Genomic DNA, 22253 nt, shown 5'->3' on the forward strand with positions numbered 1-22253 from the left:
GTTACAATTGATTAGGTCAAGTTAAAGTACAGTCTGCTTGCAACTTATCATCCGAGCTTGAGATAATCAGGCCACGTTCCTCACTCGCCCAACCCTACTTTTGGAGTCGCCTTTTATGTCTCAATCATCTGTTATTGCAGAGCGTGTTAGCGCCATTCGCCAGCAGCTTATTATCGAAAATATTGATGCTTTTATTATTCCTCGCGCAGATGAATATTTAGGTGAATACGTTCCAGCCAGAAATGAGCGACTACATTGGGCGACAGGCTTTACCGGATCTGCCGGCATGGCCATAGTGCTAAAAGACACCGCAGCCATTTTTACTGATGGCCGTTATACAGTGCAAGTGCCTCAGCAAGTGGATGGCGCACTGTTTCAGTATTTAAGTTTAACTGACGATCCACAAATTGACTGGTTAATCGACACGCTTGGTGCAGGCAGCAAAGTCGGCATCGATAGCCGTTTGCATACCTTAGCCTGGTACCAAAATGCTAAGTCTGAATTTAATAAAGCCGATATTGAATTAATCGATGTGCAGCAAAATCCGATTGATGTGCATTGGCATAATCGCCCTCAGCTGCCAACGTCACCTTTTACCTTGTTCAGCCATGAAGGTGCAGGTCGCAATAGCTTAGACAAACGCCAACAGATAGGCGCGTTAGTGAAAAAACAAGGTGCGGATGTCGCATTAATCGCCGCACTAGATTCATTTTGTTGGTTGCTGAATATTCGAGGTAACGATGTGCCACGCTTGCCGGTTATTTTAGGCTGCGCCCTATTAGCGACCAATGGTGACATGACCTTGTTCACTGACTTAGCTAAAGTGCCTACTGGTTTTACAGAGCATGTGGGCACAGGTGTCACCGTAAAAGATGAAGCTGAATTAGCCACAGCATTAGCTACGTTAACTGGGGTTAAATTATTAGCTGATCCTAACTCAGCTAACGCATTTTCACAGCTTCAAGCTCAAGCGGCTGGCGCAAAATTAATTGCCGGACTTGATCCTGTAGCTCTGCCTAAAGCACAAAAAAATTCCGCAGAACTTGCTGGTATAAAAGCCTGCCATATTCGTGATGGGGTGGCCGTGTCACGCTTTTTAGCCTGGTTAGACAGTCAAGTTGAACAAGGTATTATGCATGATGAAGCGGCTCTTGCTGAGCAATTAGAAAGCTATCGATTACAAGACCCACAATATCGCGAGCCTAGTTTCGATACCATTTCAGCAACGGGTGCTAACGCCGCTATGTGTCACTATAACCACAATAATGGCACGCCAAGCACCATGGAGATGAATAGCATTTACTTAGTGGATTCTGGCGCACAATACTTAGACGGCACCACAGATGTCACCCGTACAATAGCCATTGGTAATGTGACCGATGAACAGCGAAAAATGGTCACTTTAGTATTAAAAGGTCATATCGCCTTAGACACGGCACGTTTTCCTAAAGGGACTTCAGGTGTACAACTCGATGCATTTGCACGCCAGTATTTATGGCAACATGGCTTTGATTATGACCACGGTACAGGCCATGGTGTGGGTCACTTCTTAAGTGTTCATGAGGGCCCACAACGCATTGGCAAAAACGTCAACAGCGTCGCGTTATTACCGGGAATGGTGTTATCCAATGAACCGGGCTATTACCGTACAAACGGCTTTGGTATTCGTATAGAAAACTTAGTGGTGGTGCAACACTGTGAAGCACTAAAAGGCAGTGAGCGTGAAATGTATGAATTTGATGCCATCACGCTTATTCCTATGGATACACGTTTGATTGATAAATCACTACTCTCAACAAGTGAAATTAATTGGTTTAACCAATATCACGCCAAAGTACGCAAAACACTGACACCTCTTATGCAAGGTGATGATTTAATTTGGTTAAATAAAGTTACCGTGGCTATTTAAGCGCTTATTGTTATTATCGATAAACGGCGATCATCAACAGATCGCCGTTTTTATTGGATAAAGTGTAAGAACTATACAAACTCTGTCGAAAAGTTTGTTATAATCCGCGCCCGTCAAAACACGTACGTTTGATACGCCAACATGCCTAACATTATTGATAATATCAGGCATTAATAGTGCGTAATTCATCCAAACACCGTACGTTGTAATAAACAAATATTGTAAAACCCCGCCGAATAAACTGTCGGCTTGATGCTTAATTAGGAACTGAAACCATGAAATTTGAATCTTTTAGCTTCGCACCTGAAATTTTACGCGCGATCGCTGAATGCGGTTATCAGACAATGACACCTGTTCAGCGCCAAGCCATTCCCGCTATTCGCCGTGGTTCAGACGTCTTAGCCAGTGCCCAAACGGGGACAGGTAAAACAGCTGCATTCGCCTTACCTATTTTGCAAAAAATGATGGAAAAGCCTAGAGCTGCGATAGCCTCTAATACTCGCGTGCTGATATTAACCCCAACACGCGAATTAGCAGCACAGGTTGCTGACAATGTTGCCGCTTACGGTAAACACATGAACATCAATGTATTAACCATTTATGGTGGCGTAAAGATGGAAAGCCAAGCTGCAAAACTGAAGCGCGGCACCGATGTTATCGTCGCCACGCCAGGTCGATTACTCGAGCACATTTTGTCGTGTAACTTAAGCTTGTCTCACGTGGATTTTTTAGTGTTAGATGAAGCTGACCGTATGCTTGATATGGGCTTTAGTGCTGATATTGAAAAAATCTTGCAAGCGGTAAATAAGAATCGCCAGAATTTACTGTTTTCTGCAACCTTCTCTAACGCAGTAAAAAAACTAGCAAATGACATGCTAAACAAGCCTGTCATTATTTCTGCTAACGATCAAAATAGTACTGCGGATACCATTAGCCAAGTGGTTTATCCGGTTGAACAGCGCCGTAAACGCGAATTATTGTCTGAATTAATTGGCACGAAAAACTGGCATAAAGTATTAGTATTTAGTGCGACGCGCGCAGATACCGAGCAATTAGTGAAAGAGTTAAACCTTGATGGTATTCCGACCGCTGTGGTTCATGGTGAGAAATCTCAAGGTACACGTCGTCGTGCTTTACGTGAGTTTATGGAAGGTAAAATACGTGTATTAGTGTCGACAGAAGTCGCCGCGCGTGGTTTAGACATTCCTGACTTACAGTACGTGGTCAATTACGACCTACCTTTCTTACCTGAAGATTATGTGCATCGTATTGGTCGTACTGGTCGTGCGGGTAAATCTGGGGTAGCTATCTCGTTTGTTAGCCGCGAAGAAGAGCGTACCCTAAATGATATTGAAAAGTTAATTGGTCAAAAAATTCGCCGTATTACAGTACCTGGCTATGAAGTCAGCAATCGTGAACTGCTACTTAAACAAATTCAAAAGCGCCGCAGTTTTGGTAAAAGTAAACAACGTGATGATGGTGCAAGCGCGCAAATGATTGCCGAAAAAAGCATGCAAGGCCGCCGTGTATCCGTTGGTCAATCTAAAGATGCTGTAAAGTATAAAAAGATTAAGTAACCATTCAACCATTGGGTGAACCATCACCTAATATCACAAAGCGTAGGTAATTTACCTGCGCTTTGTGACCGCAATAAATGAATTAATAAAGGTATTCATAATTAACAAGTTAAGTTATTAGCCCATAAATGTCACACGTCTAATCAGTCCACCTTCAACTTCATACGCCGCAATCACTTTCACACTTCTATCAATGCAATTGACATCTTCACTAGCCGACTCAGCCAACTCGTGATCAACTAAATACTGTCCTTGGACAATGCGTTTTATAGAGGTGGCACAAAGGTATTTTAAACTGGCAAATTTAGCACCATATTGTTCAATTAACTTTGCTTTACCTTGGTATTGTCGTCCTCCCGACAAGGTAAATATTTCAATATCATCATGATAGGTTGCAGCAAATGCGACAATATCTCTGGCATTATACGCTTGCAGTTGCTGGTCAATGAGCGTAATTGTGATCAATTCTTGTTCGGTAAAATTCTGACCTGTAAATGATTGTTGCATTGCGACCTCTGATACAAAATTTTTAACACGGCTAAATTATTCACCCGCCTGAACCATAGCCAAAATCTTTACCGCCTTTTCAAAGTGATCAAGTTGATGGATTTGGATCCACCAAGTCGCCGCTTCCATCAATAATTCAGGATTATCATTTTTATTAGCAAAAAAAGCATAAAAAGATAACCCGACATTTGTGCCTTTTTGGTCAATTTTGTTAAGACAAACAGCCACAATGGTTTCTTTCAAGCTATCGCGCATTAAATACTCCTTCATATTATTTTTACATCTGCTGAAATGAATTAGCTGATACTCAGGTCTAATGGGTTAACCAAATCTATTTTACCTATTTAGGAGCCCTTGTGTTCAATAAACTCGTACTTGTTGCAACATTAGCCGTTGCCAGTTTAACCGCTATAGCCAAACCAATCGCGTTAGATGAAAACAATATTAGCCCACTACTTAATGGACATGAAATACCCGATGTCACCTTAACAACAGTTGATGGCAAGGCGGTTAATTTAAAAGAACTTGTTAGTCAAAAAAAGACTATGTTCTTTTTCTATCGCGGTGGATGGTGCCCATTTTGTAATGTGCAAATGGGGCAGCTACAAGCTATTGAGCCTAAGTTAATTGAAATGGGTATTCAGCTAGTAGGAATATCACCCGACTCGCCTGAAAAACTACAAGCTTCAATGACAAAAAACAAACTTAACTACTTATTACTGTCAGATGAAAAAATGGCTGCAGCGCAAGCGTTTGGTCTAGCGTTTTACACCAGCGATAAAGTCACCAGCCTGTACCAAGCAAAACTGGGCGTATCAAACACACTTTATAATATGCCTACAGGTGAGGCTCGATTAGTACTGCCAGTCCCAGCTATTTACTTGAGTGATAAAACAGGTTTAATTCAATTTATGTATGCAAACCCTAATTATAAAGTCCGTGCAGCGCCTGAACTCATTTTAATGGCAGCCAGTTTAGTTGAATAACCTCATTATTTAGCACCCACTTCCACGATCCACTTTGGGTATAACAGCAATGCTGCTTATACCTTTTTTTTGATTGTTTTTTTATTCGCATTTAATTATCTTTTGCTACACTTAAGTCATTAAATATACACGAAATGTGATTATGGCTCGCAAATCTATATTAACTCGGCTGAATAAAGTTTTTATCTCAATAACAATACTGGTCATTCTCATTGCCAGTATTTTTGCTTACACCAGTCAAAAAATGCATATCACCAGTGACGCTATTTTGCATGCTGACTTGCCGTTAGAATTGGCTGTTGAGTCAATGAATACTTCGCTACAGGCAATGCAGACCAATGCCGCACTGTATTTGTTAGGATATGAAGATCAAAAAATACAGTATCAGCAAAACTTTAACGCACTACAAAACATTCAACAGCAAATCACTGAAAAAAATTTACTTACCTCCACAGAACAAATCGCTACATTTAATCGCATTCATCACCTCAGCAATACGTTGAACCAGCAATATCTAACGCTGATATTTAATGCCTATCGACCCGCGGATGAAAATACAGCAAAGAGTATCGCGGCTAATTTATTGATTAATACTGCGACCCCACTTGAGAAGATTATCCGCATGCGGGCCAATGATGAAATCAAAGGTTCTCAAGAAAACTCTGATGAAGATGAGTTACGCTATGATGATATTCCCGCTATTCAATATTATTTGCAAATGGTCGATGAAGCGGGTGATATGCAAAGCGCTTTTGCAAGATATTTATTAAATGATCAATATGCTAAACAAGAGTTTGATGATAATGCAGCTAATTTTTTACAATGGCTAAAATTATTGGAGCCATTAGAACAAGATGAAGATGAAATAAAAGACATTATTTACATCAAGCAGTTATTCCAACAACTAGTCAATGACGGTCATCGTTTATTCCAACTCTATAACCCTCAAATTTTAGCTTCTGCCACTGATGCTTTTCATAATATGAAAAGTAACCAAATCGTAGAAATTGAGCAGCAAATGGCTGTATTAATAAAAACGACTTCAAACCAGGTTATTCGCCAGTTAGAAGACTTAAAAGATACTAATATGAATAGTATTATTTTATTGGCTATTTTCGCTGCCATAACCATCATACTGCTAATTTCATTAAGCTTTTATGCAAAAAAAACTATCTACTTACCTATTGCCAATTTAGCTCAATCGGTTAATGCATTACGTGTTGGCGAGCGAAATATTCAATTTAAACATAATGATGATGAACTAGGAGATGTGTTTGCCAATGTGGCCAAATTCCAACATGATTTACGCCAACTTGATGTACTACAACAAAATAAAACTGTCTATAAGCGACAGTTAGAACTTGAAAGAGACAAACTTCAGCAAGCTATTGAACACTTGACGCAAGCGCAAAAAAAACTAATTAATAGTGAAAAAATGGCCTCGCTTGGTGCACTTGTTGCTGGGATAGCCCATGAGATAAATACTCCAATAGGTATAGCAGTAACCATCAGTTCTACCTTTGATTCACGTGTAAGGGAATTTGTTAATCAAGCAAAAACAGGGCTACTTAATCTGTCTGATTTAGAGGTCTTTGAGCAGGAAAGCCTAGAAGGCCTAAGTATTATGCAACGAGCATTGGATAGGGCCGCAGAATTAATTCATAGCTTTAAGCAGGTAGCCATAGATCAATCCAGTGAAAAACGGCGTGAATTTTTACTCGATGAAATGCTAGATGAAGTGTTTAATACTTTAAAGCATCAAATAAAACGTTCGCCGTACAATATTACTATTGATTGCCCGCCAGATATCCTGTTGAACAGTTTTCCTGGACCTTTTGGGCAAGTTATCACTAACTTATTTAATAATGCTATTTTGCATGGATTTAATGGTGCTGATACCGGTGAGATTAACGTTAAAGTGACCCATGAAGAAAACAGCAAGGTAAAGATTAAATTTAGTGATAATGGTGTCGGTATTCCAATCGCTAACATTGATAAAATATTTGATCCATTCTTCACCACAAAATTAGGCCAGGGAGGGTCAGGACTTGGAATGAATATTGTTTATAACATCGTTAATACTATTTTAGGCGGTGATATTAGTGTGCACAGTCGAAATGGAACGACGTTTACGATTACGATACCTATTGTTGCGCCGAAGGAATTACCACATAAGGAAAGTGAATGATGTCTGATTTTTTTTTGAAAATCATCAATGATAAATCTTTGAAAACCAGTGATTCGCCTTCTACTGGCGCGGCAAAAACCAACGCCTCTGTCACAAATGCTGAACCTTGGATTATTGGTATTATTGATGACGAACCATCAATGCATGAAGTGACTAAATTAGCGTTATCTCGGGTAGAAATACTCGGTCGCCCGCTCTTTTTTATCAGTGCATTTAATGCCGATGAAGGGTATGAAATCATCAAAAACAATCCTAACATGGCGCTAGTATTACTCGATGTAGTCATGGAAACCGACGACGCGGGTTTAATATTAGTCAAACGCATCCGACACGAGCTTAAAAATAAGTTCTTGCAAATCATTCTTCGCACTGGGCAGCCTGGGTTTGCCCCTGAAGAAAAAGTCATCATTGATTATGAAATTAACGCCTACAAAACCAAAAGCGAGCTCACTAGAGCAAAACTATTTACTGCATTAGCGGCAGGTATTCGCAGTTATCGACAAATCACAGCTCTTGAAAAAAGCCGACAAGGATTGCGTTCGATCATCGATGCCTCTTCCAGTTTAATGCAAGAGCGATCGGTTTTCGACTTCTCTCGTGGCGTATTAAACCAGATAAGCGCACTTTTCGACATCGAAGCTGAAAGTATTTTTTGTGTATCTCAACGACCGCAAAATGGCCCCTCAGCCATAATCAGTAGTCAAAGTGACGATTACATTGTGGTGGCTGCAAGTCATAAATATCAATCTTTGTTTGGTAAAGGGCTAACTAAGCTTGATAAAACAGACCGTGCGATTCAATCTGTTTATCAGGTCCTTGAACAAAAATCCCATTTATTTAACGACGAATTCAGTTGCCTCTATTTATCGACGCCTTCACTTTGGGAAGGTGTGATTGTGGCAGAAAAAGCTCAAAAACTAAAAGATATCGACCAAGAATTATTGCAAGTTTTTTGCATGAATGTCGCTGTAGGGTTAGAAAATGCCAAATTTTTTAACTATTTAAATAAAGCCGCATATATAGATGAAGTGACTGGATTATATAGTCGTGCTGGATTTATTGATCACGCAAAAGCTTTTCATCAGCAACATGGGAACAATATTTGTCTATATTTACTGGATGTAGACTACTTCCATAATATTATAGAAAGTTTAGGCTATGAGTTTGGCAACAAAATTTTAAAACGTATTTCTAGCCACTTAATATCTTCTTACGGTGAGGACGTGCTAATTGCTCGGTTGCATTCTGACGTGTTTGCATTGTTATTACCCAATGGCCTAATTAAACCACAAAACGTAGCACTAAGAAGCTCTTTTCCGTTTAACATTGATGAGCATTCTATCAGGCTAGGTATGACGGTTGGCGCAGCACAGCTCAGCAAAGAGTTGATGATTGAGGGACAGTACCAAACGATTAATAATAATGGCAAACGTACATTTGATGCGGCGTTATTATTACGTCATGCCGAAATAGCGCTTAAAGTAGCCAAAGAGAACCGTCGCGGTTCCGGCCAGCTATTTGATCAACATTATGAATTAGATTCACATAAAAGAATGAATCTGCTTAACGATCTTCGCCAGGCTATTACTCAGCAGGAACTGTTTTTAGTGTTGCAACCTAAAGTACATACCACCAACGAAAATATTATTGGTTATGAGGCATTGTTACGCTGGAATCATCCACACAAAGGTCCCATTCCACCGAATGCATTTATTCCCGCGGTGGAAAAGTCAGGCTTATATTATGATGTAGACTTATACGTTGCTAAAGCAGCCTGCCAGTTACTTAATGATTACCCACAAATAACTCACCCTATTTCGATTAACCTATCAGCAAACTCGCTGAAGCATGAAACCTTTGTTGATGAATTGTATGCGATTTTTGAAGCAGCCAATGTAAGCTTAAGTAGAGTCGAATTAGAAATAACTGAAAATGCTTTAATCCATTCCGATTCCGCGATTAAAGAGTTAGATAAACTCGCAGAGTATGGGTTTACTATCTGTTTAGATGATTTTGGAGCTGGATATTCGTCATTAGGTTATTTACTCCGCCTGCCACTGCATACGATTAAAATTGACCGCGCTTTTGTGTCGCATTTAGTCGGTAACATTAATGCACAAATAGTATTAGAAGGCATTATTCATATGGGGATTAAACTGGGTAAGGATATGGTCGTTGAAGGTATTGAAACAGAACAACAGCTGGCATTGGTAAAAAAAATGGGCGCAGACGTAATTCAAGGCTTCTATTTTTTCAAACCTTTAACCATTGAACAAATTCTCAATTTATCAGACCAATATCAGATATAAAAATGTCAGAATAGCTTAAGTCCAAGTACACTATGCATTAACGACAAGATCACTCTGTATTAACGATATAGCATTTACACTGGAACATTGAAACAGCATGACTGAAACTTATAACTCAGCAATACTTAATTTGGCTGTCACTGGCATACATGATTTAACAGAATCGAATAAACAACACAAAGGTGTACGCACTCCTGCACAAGAAAGCCACTTTTTATGCAGTTGGATGGTCGATGCTCTCAAAACAAAACGCTTTTCAAAACTGGTTGCCGAAGATTTAACTCAATGGATCCGTCTTGGTAGAAGCCAAGGTGCAGGCGCACAGCTAAAGCAGCTACTGGAGCGCATAGTTATACAATATCAAGATGCCAAAACCGCTAAACTGGGTGAAGCATTAGGCGCATTGCTAGCCGATTTTAGCCAAAAAAACTGGTTAGTCGTGACCGATACACCATTATCAAGTAAATTAAAATTAGACGGTGACGGTCAATCAAGTGTGGTGGTTTGTGCTGACCAGATGAGAAATCATCTTAAAGACACTGAGTTGTTAAAACCAATTGCATTGTACGTTAGGGGTGATGAAAATGTGCTTGCAGAAATAGCACTACTCCATGGCTTATTAATAAGCCAGGCAAATAAAAAAACCACTTTAATTAAACATCACAAAACCTACTTGATCATTCCACAAAACCAGCATCTTAATTTGTGTTTACTTGCCAAACTAAAGTAGTCCGGAATTGTCATAAAAAAGGTTGAATAATTGCTTCAAGCTGATATATCTATTCGTAGGTTATTTTCAAAAAGGGATAATTCTTGAAGCCTTTATTTTGTACCTTATCATTAGTGTTCTGTTTATTATTGCCCAATATTGCTATGGCCAACACAGTGTTGAAATACAATGTGAGTGGCTCTAGCAGCTGGGTGCCCTACTACCTTCCTGAACAACCAGAACAACCAGGCATTCTTGGAGAACTGGTACCGAAGGTGTTAATGCTGGCAGAAATCAGCAGTGAGAAACATAATTATCCACCCAAACGCACCAATCAAGCACTAGAGAGTGGTTTATTAGACTTTGATTTTGTCAGCCCGAGTTGGTTCCCAAATGAAGATATGGGAGACCAATTTGTCACTTCAGAGCCTATGATTCAAATTAAAGAAAACATCATAACCCTAGAAGATAATGCTACTGCGTGGAAAAATGTAGACAGCATCAAAGGCCAGCCTATTGGAACCGTTAGGGGCTATCTATATCACGATGACGCATTATTTACCCGAGTCGACTTCACCTCAGAACAAGAGCTGATAAAAGCTCTACATAAAAACCGAATTCAAGCTGCTATTTCAGGTGACTTGCCAGCTTTATATTGGAGTAAAAAATTTAATCTTCCCATCGCATTAGCAGCCGTTCATTCAGATGGTGTATTAGTTATGCGGCTTCGAAAAGAACATAAAGATTTACTACCAAAGATCAATGCTGCAATCGCCATTTTAAAAGCCAATGGCACTATTGATGCTATTATCGACAAGTACATAAATCAATCAGGGTTAAGTGAATAAACACATGCCATTATAGCCTAAAAAGGATTCAGGCTATAACCTTGCTGAGCTAATATTGCATGTGCGGTTAAAGCCGATAATGCCATGTCAACTCCCGGTAATAAGTCATTCTGACTGATACCATAATAAGCAGCGGTTTGACCGCATACATAAAATTTTACTTGGTACTTACTCAGTTCAGCAATTAATGGCTTATTCGCGTTAGGGGTATTTTTATGGGTTTGCTGATACAGCGTATTATGAGTCATATCCATAGCTGCTTTGCCATGTACAACCAAAGCTAACTCAATATCTTCAAGCTTAACACCTGCAGCCACATGCATATTGATAAATCGAGCCAAAGTATCAATCTGTCTATTAACCTCGCCAGCGTTAGCAGCCGAACCGAGATCAAAGGCGACTTTAAATTTCATATTTTGTGGGATAGCTAATTGACTATCAACCTCTGCAACCTTACCAAACTCTTTAATTACAGTGCCGGGTTTAAAGGCGGCTAATCCTGATTCAGCATAACTGACTTGGCTAAATGCCATAAGCATTAGCAACACAAGGCTACTGAATATTTTCACTGGGTTAGATATATGATACATAAGATCCCTTGCATGCGTAAAAGTTGATCACCAGTTGTTATCGCAGATATACTTACTGATGATTTATTGGTTTGAAGAGTGATCATGAAGATAAGACAAATTACCCTCAAAGATTGGCCTGCTATTATGATTATTCAAGCCAATTGTTACCATGACATTAATCCTGAACCATTGGAAGTCATGCAAAGTAAATGGCATGCATCCCCACAGAATAGCTTGGTATTAGAGTATAATAACCTAATTGTAGCTTATATACTTTGCCACCCTTGGCCAAAGGGCGACGCCCCAAAATTAAATACCACATTAACAGCAACATATGACACTCAATCCTTATACATACATGACATGGCAGTATCACCCTCTGCGCAGGGATTAGGTATAGCGAAACAGCTTGTTAATCACACCATACACGCGTCTGCTGAACAAGGGTTTTATGGTATTGGTTTAGTTGCCATTCAAGGGGCTAGTGAGTTTTGGCAGCGCTTTGGTTTTAAACCTTTTAATGATATTAGCCCTACACTATTAACTTCACTAGCCAGCTATAACGACGACGCCTGTTACCTCTTTTTTAATGCGAAACCAGAATAGCTTAATAAACAGCCCAAAGATAACGACTGTCTTGGAATATTTATGACCAGTTCTGAAAAATCATATTGGTGATACGCTAATGAACGTGGGACAATTAAAGACCTTGCAAAAAGTGATCACTTTACGCTTATTTGTTTCTATTTGAGGTGTGTTAACTCAAAGAACCACTTAAGCCAGATTAACTTTGAACAGATTTATGCATTCTCGGTGCAATATATTTTATTTTTAGAAGCGACATATGATCGCTTGAGGATTATGAATGGCACGCCAAGTGATTTATACCTTTAAAGGCAAAACCAAAACAATTGCGTTTAGCTACGATAAGCACCACGACCTTTATGAAGCCGCGGCAGAAGCAGAAGGAATCGATTTAACCCGTTTTCTGGCAATGGAGCAGCAGGTGGCTTTAACCTCTAAAAAAGGTGCGAAAGCAGAAAAAGAATTTCGTCAAACTGAATTTGCACGTTTTGGTTTTACTAGCATTAAATTTGTTCGTGAAGAAGAAGTATAAGAAGGCTAATTGATATGTTAAATGCAGAACACGCCAATTTTCCCCGTGCAAGTTTTGTACGACGTTTAGGGGCAATGATTTATGACGCCTTGCTTGCTGTCGCGGTATATATGATTGCTGGCGCTATAGGCTTTGGGGTTTTCTACGGTTTATATACCACAGGAATAATTTCATTAGGTGGCTATGAGCATATATCAGATACGCTGAACAACACCCCTATTTATCAAGGTGTTTACCAGCTATGGTTGGCTTTATGTGTGGGTGGTTTTTATGCACTATTTTGGAGTAAAGGTGGTCAAACTCTTGGCATGAGAGCCTGGCGTTTGAAAGTTCAACATCCGAATGGTCAAAACCTGAGTTTTATTACTGCTTGCGCCCGTGTTATCTGGTCAATACTAGGACTCGGCAACTTATTTATTTTATTAAATAGCGACAAATTAGCTTTACAAGATAAGATGACTCGCTCTGAAATAGTCATATTATCTGTTGAAGCTAATCAGATGCGCAACTGGCATGGTGCTTAACGCTATCCTGATATAGTGCTAATTATATCTGTATTATTAAATACGCGCTTCGGCGCGTTTTTAATTTTACACCTACTGTAATTGTCATTGTACTAGGCTTAATACTGATACCTGACCATAAGGACATATCAAATGAAAACAATAGGCTTAATTGGCGGCATGAGCTGGGAAAGCACTCAAAGCTATTATCAAGTGATTAATCAGTCGATTAAGCAGAGGTTAGGCGGATTACATTCAGCAAAAGTGATTCTTTTTAGTGTTGATTTTGCTGAAATTGCCGCACTACAAGCTCATGGTGACTGGCAAAGTGCTGGAGAAATGCTCGCTGACGCAGCACATAAACTATCGCTCATTGGTGCTGATGCTATTGTGGTGTGTACCAATACCATGCACAAAGTAGCCCCACAAATCGAGGCTAGCATTAATATCCCATTGCTGCATATTAGTGATGCTACCGGTCAAAAATTAGTGAACGATAAGATAACTAAAGTGGGCTTATTGGGCACTCAATTTACTATGGAGCAAACTTTCTATAAAACACGTCTGTCGCAAAACTTCCCGATTGAAATTATCACCCCAGATCAGCAAGACCGAGAAACAATTCATCGTATTATTTATCAAGAATTGTGTTTAGGGAAAGTATTACCTAGTTCTAGAAAAGAATACTTGGATATAATCGATAAATTGGCACAGCAAGGGGCACAAGCAATTATTCTAGGTTGCACAGAAATAGGCTTGCTGGTTAAACAAACTGATACATCGATACCGCTTTACGATACCGCCCTGATCCATGCAGAAGCTGCGGTTGAGTTTATGCTGAACAAATAAAGGAATATTGATGAATTGAATCACTATATTATTCGATTATATTCACCTAATCAAAAAACTAAAAAGGCCACATTGAGTGGCCTTTTTAGTTTGTTATCATGAGCTGAGATTAATTTACTTTCTAATATAGTAAAAGGCTAAACTGGTAAATAAAATACTTGGAGTAACAGCGCCGACCACAGCAGGAAGATCATACACCATACTCATAGGACCAAATATCTGATTGCTGATGTAAAAACTAAAACCGGCCACCACACCGAGCAATACCCTAGCCCCCATAGTAACTGTACGCAAAGGACCAAATACAAATGACAAGGCAACCAGCATCATCACAGCAACGGTTATAGGCTGCATAACCTTGCGCCACAGGGCCAACTCATATCGGCTCGAGTCTTGTTGATTAATTTCCAAATACTCTAAATATCCCAGCAGCCCTTGAATAGACAATGCTTCAGGTTTAACCGATACCACGCCAAGTTTGTCTGGGGTTAAGGTTGAACGCCATTGCTCTGTTGGCGTTTCAACCAACTCAATGCGGTCCTCAGATAAATGAGTGGTTGTCACTTCAGTCAGCTGCCATTCATCTTGTTTAAAATCAGCATGTTTAGCCTGAGTTAATTGTACTAATTTTGACTGTTCATCAAACTTATATAAGGTAATATTATTAAGCTTATTAATATCTTGTACTTCACCGATATTGACAAATAAATCACCGTCTTTAGCCCAAATACCTCGATTAGATTTTATTAAACTACCACCGGATATTTTCGTCGCTTGCAGCTCTTTAGCAGATTGCTCTGCCACTGGCGCGCCCCACTCGCCTAAAGCCATTACCATTATCATCAAAGGAATAGCCGTTTTCATTGCTGACAAAGTGATTTGTAAACGCGACATGCCTGATGCTTGCATAACAACAAGTTCAGAATTAGACGCTAGCATTCCCATACCGATTAGTGCTCCAAGCAATACCGCCATAGGGAAAAACATTTCAATATCGCGCGGCACTAAATAAAGTACATAAACACCGGCATCCATCATGCTATAACTACCACGGCCAACAAGCCTGAGCTGATCAACCCATTTAATAATCCCTGACAGACCAGTTAAGACTAACAAACACAGTGCTGAGGTACTTAAAATTATCCGTGAAATATATAAATCAATTATGTTCATGCGCTCACCTGCTTATTACGTTTAAACAGGCTTAAAAATCTGACACTGGCCGGCCTTTCTTTGCTGAGTAACAATATACCCATTACAAGAGCGCAACCATGTATCCACCACATGCCTAAATACAACGGAATAACTTCATCTTGTAGCGCTTTACGTCCCGCAACCATTAACCCAAAATAACCTAAATATAATAAAATAGCTGGGAACATTTTAGCGAACTTACCTTGGCGAACGTTCACTCTTGCCAAAGGAACCGCTATTAATGTTAATAATGGAATTGATAATGGAATCGCTAAGCGCCATTGAAACTCAGCAACGGCTTCTGGGCCAAGGGTATCGAGTAACTCATTAATAGGCATAGCAGAAAGCTTACGGCTGCGTTCATCCACCTCTTGCTCTTTTATTTCCATTTTATAGCCGCCAAACTCAATGATTTGATAATTCATTGCGTTAGGGCTGCCCTGATAGCGTAAACCACTTTCAAGCTTTAACTGCTGGCTACCAAACTCATCTTCAATCACTTTACCTTGTTGAGCCACGACAATATTGGTCAGCCCCTGCTCATCGCCAACTTCCGGTAACTGAGCAACGAAAACTTTACCTAACTGATTATCTTTACTAATAGTCTCAACAAAAAGTACCGCACGGCCATTAGGGCTTGTTTGAAAACGCCCTTGAGTTAATGCTGCTAGCCCTGCCTCAGATTGTGCTTGTTCAAGCACTTGATTTTGCCTTTCTTCCGCCCAAGGGGAAACATAAATAGCCAAATAAGCGGTAAATATCATATTAAACACAGCTAAAATCATCGTGACTCTTGTGACATACCATTCACTCACGCCAACGCCATGTAATACCACCATTTCATTTTCGGCATACATTCGCCCATGGGCGAGTAATATTCCCAAAAAGAAACTTAAAGGCAGAATAAGTACGGTTAGCTGAGGCAGATTTAACCCCAATAATGTCAACACTAGAGATGCTGGAAATTCGCCATCAGACGCATCTCCTAAAACACGCACAAATTGTTGGCTAATAAAAATAGTTAACAGCACTGTAAGTACGGCTAATTGTGCTTTTAAAACTTCACCAATCAAGTATCTAAATACAATCACAAATAGGATCCAAGAGCTAAACGTATCTTTTTACTGGAATCAGAGGTACTTTCATGTAAACTGTTTACTTTTAGCAGTTTTGATAGTTTTCTGACCAGCTCGTAAGGTGCAACACAGCTAGAATTCAGACAAATTAAGTCGCATTTTTATAACGCTTATTTTGTCTATATACCAGTAGCTTATCACCTTTAATTTGATCTGTGGCCTTTAAGCCTTAATATGAACATTATCTTATAAATATAAAAATTTGTCTTTAAGAATCTAGGAGTGCTCATGGAGTTTAGCGTAAAGAGCGGTAGCCCCGAAAAACAACGTTCAGCATGTATTGTTGTGGGTGTATACGAACCTCGCCGTCTATCTGGCATAGCAGAGCAGTTAGATAAAATTAGTGAAGGTTACATCAGTAATCTTCTTCGTCGTGGCGACCTAGAAGGTAAGCCAGGACAAATGTTATTACTTCATCATGTCCCGAATGTGTTGAGCGAACGTGTATTATTAGTTGGTTGTGGCAAAGAGCGCGAGTTAGATGAGCGCCAATACAAACAAATTATCACTAAAACCATTAATACCTTAAACGAAACAGGCTCAATGGAAGCAGTATGCTTTTTAACTGAGCTACACGTTAAAGGCCGTGATACTTACTGGAAAGTACGCCAAGCAGTAGAAACCACGCAAGCCAGCTTATATAGCTTTGATGCGCTTAAAACCCGTAAAGGTGAGACTCGCCGACCATTGCGTAAGATGGTCTTTAATGTGCCTACACGCAAAGAACTTACCATAGGCGAACGCGCTGTAGAACATGGTATGGCTGTGTCTGCAGGTATGCATTTGTGTCGTGACGTGGCAAATATGCCGCCAAACATCTGTAATCCAGCTTATCTAGCATCGCAAGCCCGTCAAATGGCTGAAACCTATGAAACGCTGAAAGTATCAACTATCGGTGAAGAACAAATGGCTAAGTTAGGTATGAATTCATACTTAGCTGTGGGTCGTGCAAGCGCCAACGAATCTATAATGACCATTATGGAATATCAAGGCGCAGTAGATAGCACCCAAAAACCAATTGTAATAGTCGGCAAAGGCTTAACCTTTGACTCAGGCGGTATTTCATTAAAACCTGGCGAAGCCATGGACGAAATGAAGTACGACATGGGTGGCGCGGCAGGTGTTATCGGTGCAATGAAAGCATTGTGTGAAATGAAGTTGCCCATCAATGTCATTGGTGTACTAGCTGGCTGTGAAAACATGGTTTCAGGTAGTGCATATCGTCCAGGCGATATTCTCACCACTATGTCAGGCCAAACCGTTGAAGTGTTAAACACCGATGCTGAAGGTCGCTTAGTATTATGTGATGTATTAACTTACGTTGAGCGTTTTGACCCTGAATTAGTGATCGATACTGCCACCCTCACCGGTGCCTGTGTAGTTGCATTAGGCAAACATGCTTCAGGCTTGTTCAGCTCACATAACCCACTTGCGCATGAAATTTTAAATGCCGGTGAACAAAGTGGTGACCGCGCATGGCGCATGCCATTATGGGATGAATACCAGGACTTACTCGACAGTCCTTTTGCTGACATGACTAACTTAGGTGGTCGTCCTGCAGGAGCGATATCTGCTGCATGCTTCTTGTCTCGCTTTGCCAAAAAGTACAACTGGGCCCATTTAGATGTGGCAGGCACTGCCTGGAACAGCGGCGCAAATAAAGGATCAACCGGTCGTCCGGTACCTATTTTGACTCAGTTCTTAATTAATCGCTCAGGTATTGATATCAACGAGTAAGTTGAATAAATACGTTCGGTAAATATTGAAAAGGTGAAGAAGCAATTCTTCACCTTTTTTGTTATTCGCCCCATCATATTTGCCCCATTAACCTCAATAACATTTTAGTGTAAACTCACCACTATCTTAACCTCTGCAAACAGCATCGAATTATGACTCAAGCATTGTTTTATTTAATGCCAGAAAATAGCCTGCAAACAAGTGCTTTAGATGCGCTTTATTTGGCTGCTTGTAGGTTAGCCGAACAACACTATAGACAACAAAAACAAGTCTATATTCATTGCCAGGACAAACAACAAGCCTATATGATCGATGAATTATTATGGCAATTTGAGCCGAGCAGTTTTGTGCCCCATAACTTAAAAGGTGAAGGCCCTGTGACGGGTTCGCCGGTTGAGATTGGTTTTGATACCCTTGGTCCTAATAAAAGTCGCCAGGTTCTGATTAATCTTGCAGACCAAGCCCCCCAATTTGCGGTAAACTTACCGCATATTATCGATTTTGTGGCTAATGATGATTCACTTAAAGGCATAGCACGAAAACGCTACCGTGAATATCAAACGCTTGGGTGCCAAGTCACCACCCAAGCATTAGCCGAATAAACACTAAATTTAGATTGAGATAAAACGCCCCATGGAAAAAACATACGATCCTAAGTCTATCGAACAAACGCTTTACCAAAATTGGGAAGAGCAAGGTTACTTCAAGCCACACGGTGATGAATCACAAGGCAATTATTGCATTATGATCCCGCCACCTAATGTGACTGGAAGCCTACACATGGGTCATGCATTCCAAGACACCATTATGGATACTCTGACTCGTTACCAACGCATGAAGGGCAAAAACACCCTATGGCAAGTGGGTACCGACCACGCCGGTATTGCCACCCAAATGCTGGTTGAGCGTAAACTTGAAGCTGAAGAAGGTAAAACCCGTCACGACTTAGGCCGTGATGCATTTATCGATAAAGTATGGGACTGGAAAGAACAGTCTGGCGGCACGATTACCAAGCAACTCCGCCGTATGGGCGCATCGGTTGATTGGGACAGAGAACGTTTCACCATGGACGAAGGCCTGTCTAAAGCCGTCCAAGAAGTGTTTGTTCGCCTGTATGACGATGAACTGATTTACCGCGGTAAACGTTTAGTAAACTGGGATCCAAAGCTTCATACCGCGATTTCAGACTTAGAAGTCGAAAACAAAGAAAAGCAAGGCCACATGTGGCACTTCCGCTATCCATTGGCTGAAGGTGCATTAACCAGCGATGGTAAAGATTATCTAGAAGTGGCAACAACACGTCCTGAGACCATGCTAGGTGACAGCGCAGTGGCTGTGCACCCAGATGATGAACGTTATCAATCATTGATCGGTAAGTTTATTCACCTGCCTATCGTTAATCGTTTAATTCCGATTGTTGCCGACGACTATGTTGACATGGCATTTGGTACTGGTTGCGTAAAAATCACCCCAGCCCATGACTTTAATGACTATGAAGTAGGTAAGCGTCACGCCCTGCCTATGTACAACATCTTCACCTTAGATGCTGCAGTACGCGCCTTTGTTGAAGTAATTAACACCGATGGCACCCCAAACAAAGACATCGAAATCGCCCTACCAGAGCGTTATGTTGGCCTCGACAGATTTAAAGCCCGTGATGCTATCGTCGCAGAGTTTGAGACTTTAGGTTTGCTTGGCAAAATCGACCCACACGCCTTAAAAGTGCCTCATGGCGATCGCTCAGGCGTGGTGATTGAACCATTATTGACCGACCAATGGTATGTGGCAGTTCAATCTATGGCAAAAACAGCCATTGAAGCGGTAGAAACTGGCGAGATTAAGTTTGTGCCGCAGCAATACGAGAACATGTATTTCTCGTGGATGCGCGACATTAACGATTGGTGTATTTCGCGCCAACTGTGGTGGGGACACCGTATCCCAGCTTGGTATGATGAAAACGGTAAAGTGTACGTTGGCCGTAACGAAGCCGAAGTTCGCGCGAAGCACAAACTTGCCGACTCTGCCGTACTGCGCCAAGACGATGACGTACTCGACACCTGGTTTAGCTCAGCATTATGGACATTCTCAACCTTAGGTTGGCCTGACAATTTAGAAGATTTAAAAACCTTCCACCCGACCGATGTGTTGGTTACTGGTTTTGACATCATTTTCTTCTGGGTTGCCCGGATGATCATGATGACCATGCATTTCATTAAAGATGAAAACGGCAAACCACAAGTACCTTTTAAAACCGTTTACGTTACCGGTCTTATCCGTGATGAAGTCGGCAATAAAATGTCTAAATCTAAAGGTAACGTCCTTGACCCATTAGACATGATTGACGGTATAGAGCTTGAAACCTTAGTTGAAAAGCGAACTGGCAACATGATGCAGCCACAACTGGCTGCAAAAATTGAAAAGAGTACTCGCAAAGAATTTGCCGATGGCATTGAAGCCCACGGAACAGATGCTCTGCGCTTTACTTTAGCAGCCATGGCCTCAACGGGACGTGACATCAATTGGGACATGAAGCGTCTTGATGGTTACCGCAGTTTCTGTAACAAGTTATGGAACGCATCACGTTACGTGTTAATGAACACTGAAGTGCAAACTGATCCTGAAAGCAACGAAGCGGGCGAGCCGTTAGATTGCGGTCAATTATTAGTTGATGGCCAACCAGGCCCTATGGAGTTGTCATTAGCCGATCGTTGGATCATTGGTTTATTTAACCAAACGGTCAAAACCGTTGAAGACCACATGGCAGCTTACCGTTTCGACTTAGCCGCTAATACTTTATACGAGTTCACCTGGAACCAATTCTGTGACTGGTATTTAGAATTAACTAAGCCTGTGATGCAAAATGGCACTGAAGCGCAAATGCGCGGCACTCGCCACACTTTGGTTAATGTGCTTGAAAAAATGCAGCGCCTAATGCATCCCTTTATGCCATACATTACCGAAACAATTTGGCAACGCGTCAAACCGTTAGCGGGCGTAACCGGTGACACTATTATGCTAGCGCCGTTCCCAACGTATCAAGCAGATCAAGTTGATGCAACGGCAATGGCTGACCTTGAATGGGTTAAGCAAGTGATTGTTGCTGTACGTAATATTCGTGCAGAATTAAATATCGCCCCTTCTAAGCCGCTTAATGCATTACTGCGTGGCGTAAGCTATGAAGATCGTATTCGTCTTGAAGCTAACCAAACATTCTTTGCAAGTTTGGCTAAACTAGAAACTATGACGATTCTTATCGAGGGTGAAATAGCACCAATGTCGAGCACTCAGTTAGTCGGCAATATGGAGTTGTTAATCCCGATGGCGGGCTTAATTGATGTCGGCGCAGAAATGGCCCGTATCGATAAACAACTTGAAAAGCTAGGTCAGGAAATTAGCCGTATTGAAGGCAAGTTATCCAATGAAGGCTTTGTGGCTAAAGCCCCTCCTGCGGTTATCGATAAAGAGCGTGAAAAGCTAACAGGCTTAAGTCGTGATATCGACAAGCTAAATGAACAGAAAATTGAGCTCGCTAAAATAGAAGCTTAATCAAGTAATAACATTGCTACAAAAACCAGCGATGCGTCGCTGGTTTTTTATTTAACGATTATTTAGTACTAAACTAAAACTTTAATATCTCATTTTGCGTTTTTGCTGTATAAGCTTGCGCCAATATCATCATTCTATTTAATGGGTCATCACCATGTCTGATAAGTACTTTTTCAAAGGGCGTAGAACGCCAAAGCCAGCCTATGGCGAAAGTGGCTATAACACTAAACGCGCGACTAAACCGGGTACAGAGATTTCACCTTTACTGTTATCAGTGCAAACTGAAGCACGTAAAGTGGAAGTTGCTGCCATTGTTGCCGAACAACAGCTGTTTGCTAACATCACGGTTGATGCCGACAAAGCTGAAAACATTATTGAGTTAACTGGCTTACTTAATAAACCTAAAGCGGTTAGCTTTGAAGCTAAGCCAAATAGAAATGACGTTTGTTCATGTGGCAGTGGTAAAAAATATAAGAAGTGTTGTGGCGCTTAATCAATAGCACAATTGCATACTTATTAGCGACAAACTGAAGCGGATCAAATGATCCGCTTTTTTATTGCCTTTG

The 22253-nt window shown here is 40.8% G+C and carries 20 protein-coding genes; 15 read left to right on the forward strand and 5 right to left on the reverse strand.

The features are described 5' to 3' along the window. The first annotated feature begins 115 nt into the window (after positions 1-115). Together FJ709_RS15035 and FJ709_RS15040 are read left to right on the forward strand one after the other, a co-directional pair. On the forward strand, positions 116-1909 hold the full coding sequence (locus FJ709_RS15035; RefSeq protein WP_226410835.1) for an aminopeptidase P family protein: 1794 nt from the start codon (positions 116-118) through the stop codon (positions 1907-1909). Between the two features lie 275 nt (positions 1910-2184). After that, positions 2185-3486 (forward strand): DEAD/DEAH box helicase, encoded by a 1302-nt coding sequence (locus FJ709_RS15040; protein ID WP_226410836.1) that lies wholly within the window; start codon positions 2185-2187, stop codon positions 3484-3486. Between the two features lie 117 nt (positions 3487-3603). Here the strand turns inward: FJ709_RS15040 and FJ709_RS15045 are convergent, their stop codons facing one another. Both FJ709_RS15045 and FJ709_RS15050 read right to left on the reverse strand, forming a co-directional pair. Next, complete coding sequence (locus FJ709_RS15045) at positions 3604-3993, reverse strand: nuclear transport factor 2 family protein (RefSeq protein WP_226410837.1); 390 nt, start codon at positions 3991-3993, stop codon at positions 3604-3606. A 36-nt stretch (positions 3994-4029) separates the two neighbouring features. After that, positions 4030-4248, reverse strand: coding sequence for a DUF6500 family protein (locus FJ709_RS15050; protein WP_226410838.1), 219 nt, complete (start codon positions 4246-4248; stop codon positions 4030-4032). A gap of 101 nt (positions 4249-4349) precedes the next feature. On the opposite strand from FJ709_RS15050, the gene FJ709_RS15055 reads away from it, so the two are divergent. From FJ709_RS15055 to FJ709_RS15075, 5 genes are all read left to right on the forward strand, one after another. Then, complete coding sequence (locus FJ709_RS15055) at positions 4350-4979, forward strand: peroxiredoxin-like family protein (RefSeq protein WP_226410839.1); 630 nt, start codon at positions 4350-4352, stop codon at positions 4977-4979. A gap of 142 nt (positions 4980-5121) precedes the next feature. Next, a complete protein-coding gene (locus FJ709_RS15060; protein WP_226410840.1) occupies positions 5122-7167 on the forward strand; it encodes a sensor histidine kinase in 2046 nt (681 codons plus the stop codon). Next, entirely contained in the window at positions 7164-9476 is a 2313-nt protein-coding gene (locus FJ709_RS15065) for a bifunctional diguanylate cyclase/phosphodiesterase (RefSeq protein WP_226410841.1), read from the forward strand. The genes FJ709_RS15060 and FJ709_RS15065 overlap by 4 nt, the downstream gene beginning before the upstream one ends. Before the next feature lie 97 nt (positions 9477-9573). After that, positions 9574-10206, forward strand: coding sequence for a DUF2913 family protein (locus tag FJ709_RS15070; protein ID WP_226410842.1), 633 nt, complete (start codon positions 9574-9576; stop codon positions 10204-10206). Between the two features lie 143 nt (positions 10207-10349). Beyond that, positions 10350-11033, forward strand: a complete 684-nt coding sequence (locus FJ709_RS15075; protein WP_226416007.1) for a substrate-binding periplasmic protein — start codon at positions 10350-10352, stop codon at positions 11031-11033. A gap of 17 nt (positions 11034-11050) precedes the next feature. Here the strand turns inward: FJ709_RS15075 and FJ709_RS15080 are convergent, their stop codons facing one another. Continuing rightward, complete coding sequence (locus FJ709_RS15080) at positions 11051-11623, reverse strand: DsrE family protein (RefSeq protein WP_226410843.1); 573 nt, start codon at positions 11621-11623, stop codon at positions 11051-11053. A gap of 84 nt (positions 11624-11707) precedes the next feature. Here FJ709_RS15080 and FJ709_RS15085 point away from each other — a divergent pair, with 84 nt between their 5' ends. From FJ709_RS15085 to FJ709_RS15100, 4 genes are all read left to right on the forward strand, one after another. Beyond that, on the forward strand, positions 11708-12211 hold the full coding sequence (locus tag FJ709_RS15085) for a GNAT family N-acetyltransferase (protein WP_226410844.1): 504 nt from the start codon (positions 11708-11710) through the stop codon (positions 12209-12211). A gap of 259 nt (positions 12212-12470) precedes the next feature. Then, positions 12471-12722 (forward strand): DUF2960 domain-containing protein, encoded by a 252-nt coding sequence (locus tag FJ709_RS15090; protein ID WP_226410845.1) that lies wholly within the window; start codon positions 12471-12473, stop codon positions 12720-12722. Positions 12723-12736: 14 nt separating this feature from the next. Next, complete coding sequence (locus FJ709_RS15095; RefSeq protein ID WP_226410846.1) at positions 12737-13246, forward strand: RDD family protein; 510 nt, start codon at positions 12737-12739, stop codon at positions 13244-13246. A 132-nt stretch (positions 13247-13378) separates the two neighbouring features. After that, the gene (locus FJ709_RS15100) at positions 13379-14074 is read left to right on the forward strand and encodes an aspartate/glutamate racemase family protein (RefSeq protein ID WP_226410847.1); all 696 of its coding nucleotides are present in this window, start codon (positions 13379-13381) and stop codon (positions 14072-14074) included. A gap of 114 nt (positions 14075-14188) precedes the next feature. Here the strand turns inward: FJ709_RS15100 and lptG are convergent, their stop codons facing one another. Further along, on the reverse strand, positions 14189-15247 hold the full coding sequence (gene lptG, locus FJ709_RS15105; protein ID WP_226410848.1) for an LPS export ABC transporter permease LptG: 1059 nt from the start codon (positions 15245-15247) through the stop codon (positions 14189-14191). Beyond that, positions 15244-16359, reverse strand: a complete 1116-nt coding sequence (gene lptF / locus FJ709_RS15110) for an LPS export ABC transporter permease LptF (protein WP_226410849.1) — start codon at positions 16357-16359, stop codon at positions 15244-15246. The genes lptG and lptF overlap by 4 nt, the downstream gene beginning before the upstream one ends. Positions 16360-16632: 273 nt before the next feature. Between lptF and pepA the strand changes: the two genes are divergently transcribed. The 4 genes from pepA to FJ709_RS15130 all read left to right on the forward strand — a co-directional run bounded on the left by pepA (position 16633) and on the right by FJ709_RS15130 (position 22180). Then, complete coding sequence (pepA, locus tag FJ709_RS15115; RefSeq protein WP_226410850.1) at positions 16633-18141, forward strand: leucyl aminopeptidase; 1509 nt, start codon at positions 16633-16635, stop codon at positions 18139-18141. 152 nt (positions 18142-18293) lie between these two features. Continuing rightward, the gene (locus tag FJ709_RS15120) at positions 18294-18743 is read left to right on the forward strand and encodes a DNA polymerase III subunit chi (RefSeq protein ID WP_226410851.1); all 450 of its coding nucleotides are present in this window, start codon (positions 18294-18296) and stop codon (positions 18741-18743) included. 31 nt (positions 18744-18774) lie between these two features. Continuing rightward, positions 18775-21687, forward strand: coding sequence for a valine--tRNA ligase (locus FJ709_RS15125; protein ID WP_226410852.1), 2913 nt, complete (start codon positions 18775-18777; stop codon positions 21685-21687). 154 nt (positions 21688-21841) lie between these two features. Continuing rightward, the gene (locus tag FJ709_RS15130) at positions 21842-22180 is read left to right on the forward strand and encodes a PBPRA1643 family SWIM/SEC-C metal-binding motif protein (RefSeq protein ID WP_226410853.1); all 339 of its coding nucleotides are present in this window, start codon (positions 21842-21844) and stop codon (positions 22178-22180) included. Positions 22181-22253: the final 73 nt, after the last annotated feature.

It is taken from the genome of Shewanella glacialimarina (assembly GCF_020511155.1).
Classification (GTDB): domain Bacteria; phylum Pseudomonadota; class Gammaproteobacteria; order Enterobacterales; family Shewanellaceae; genus Shewanella; species Shewanella glacialimarina.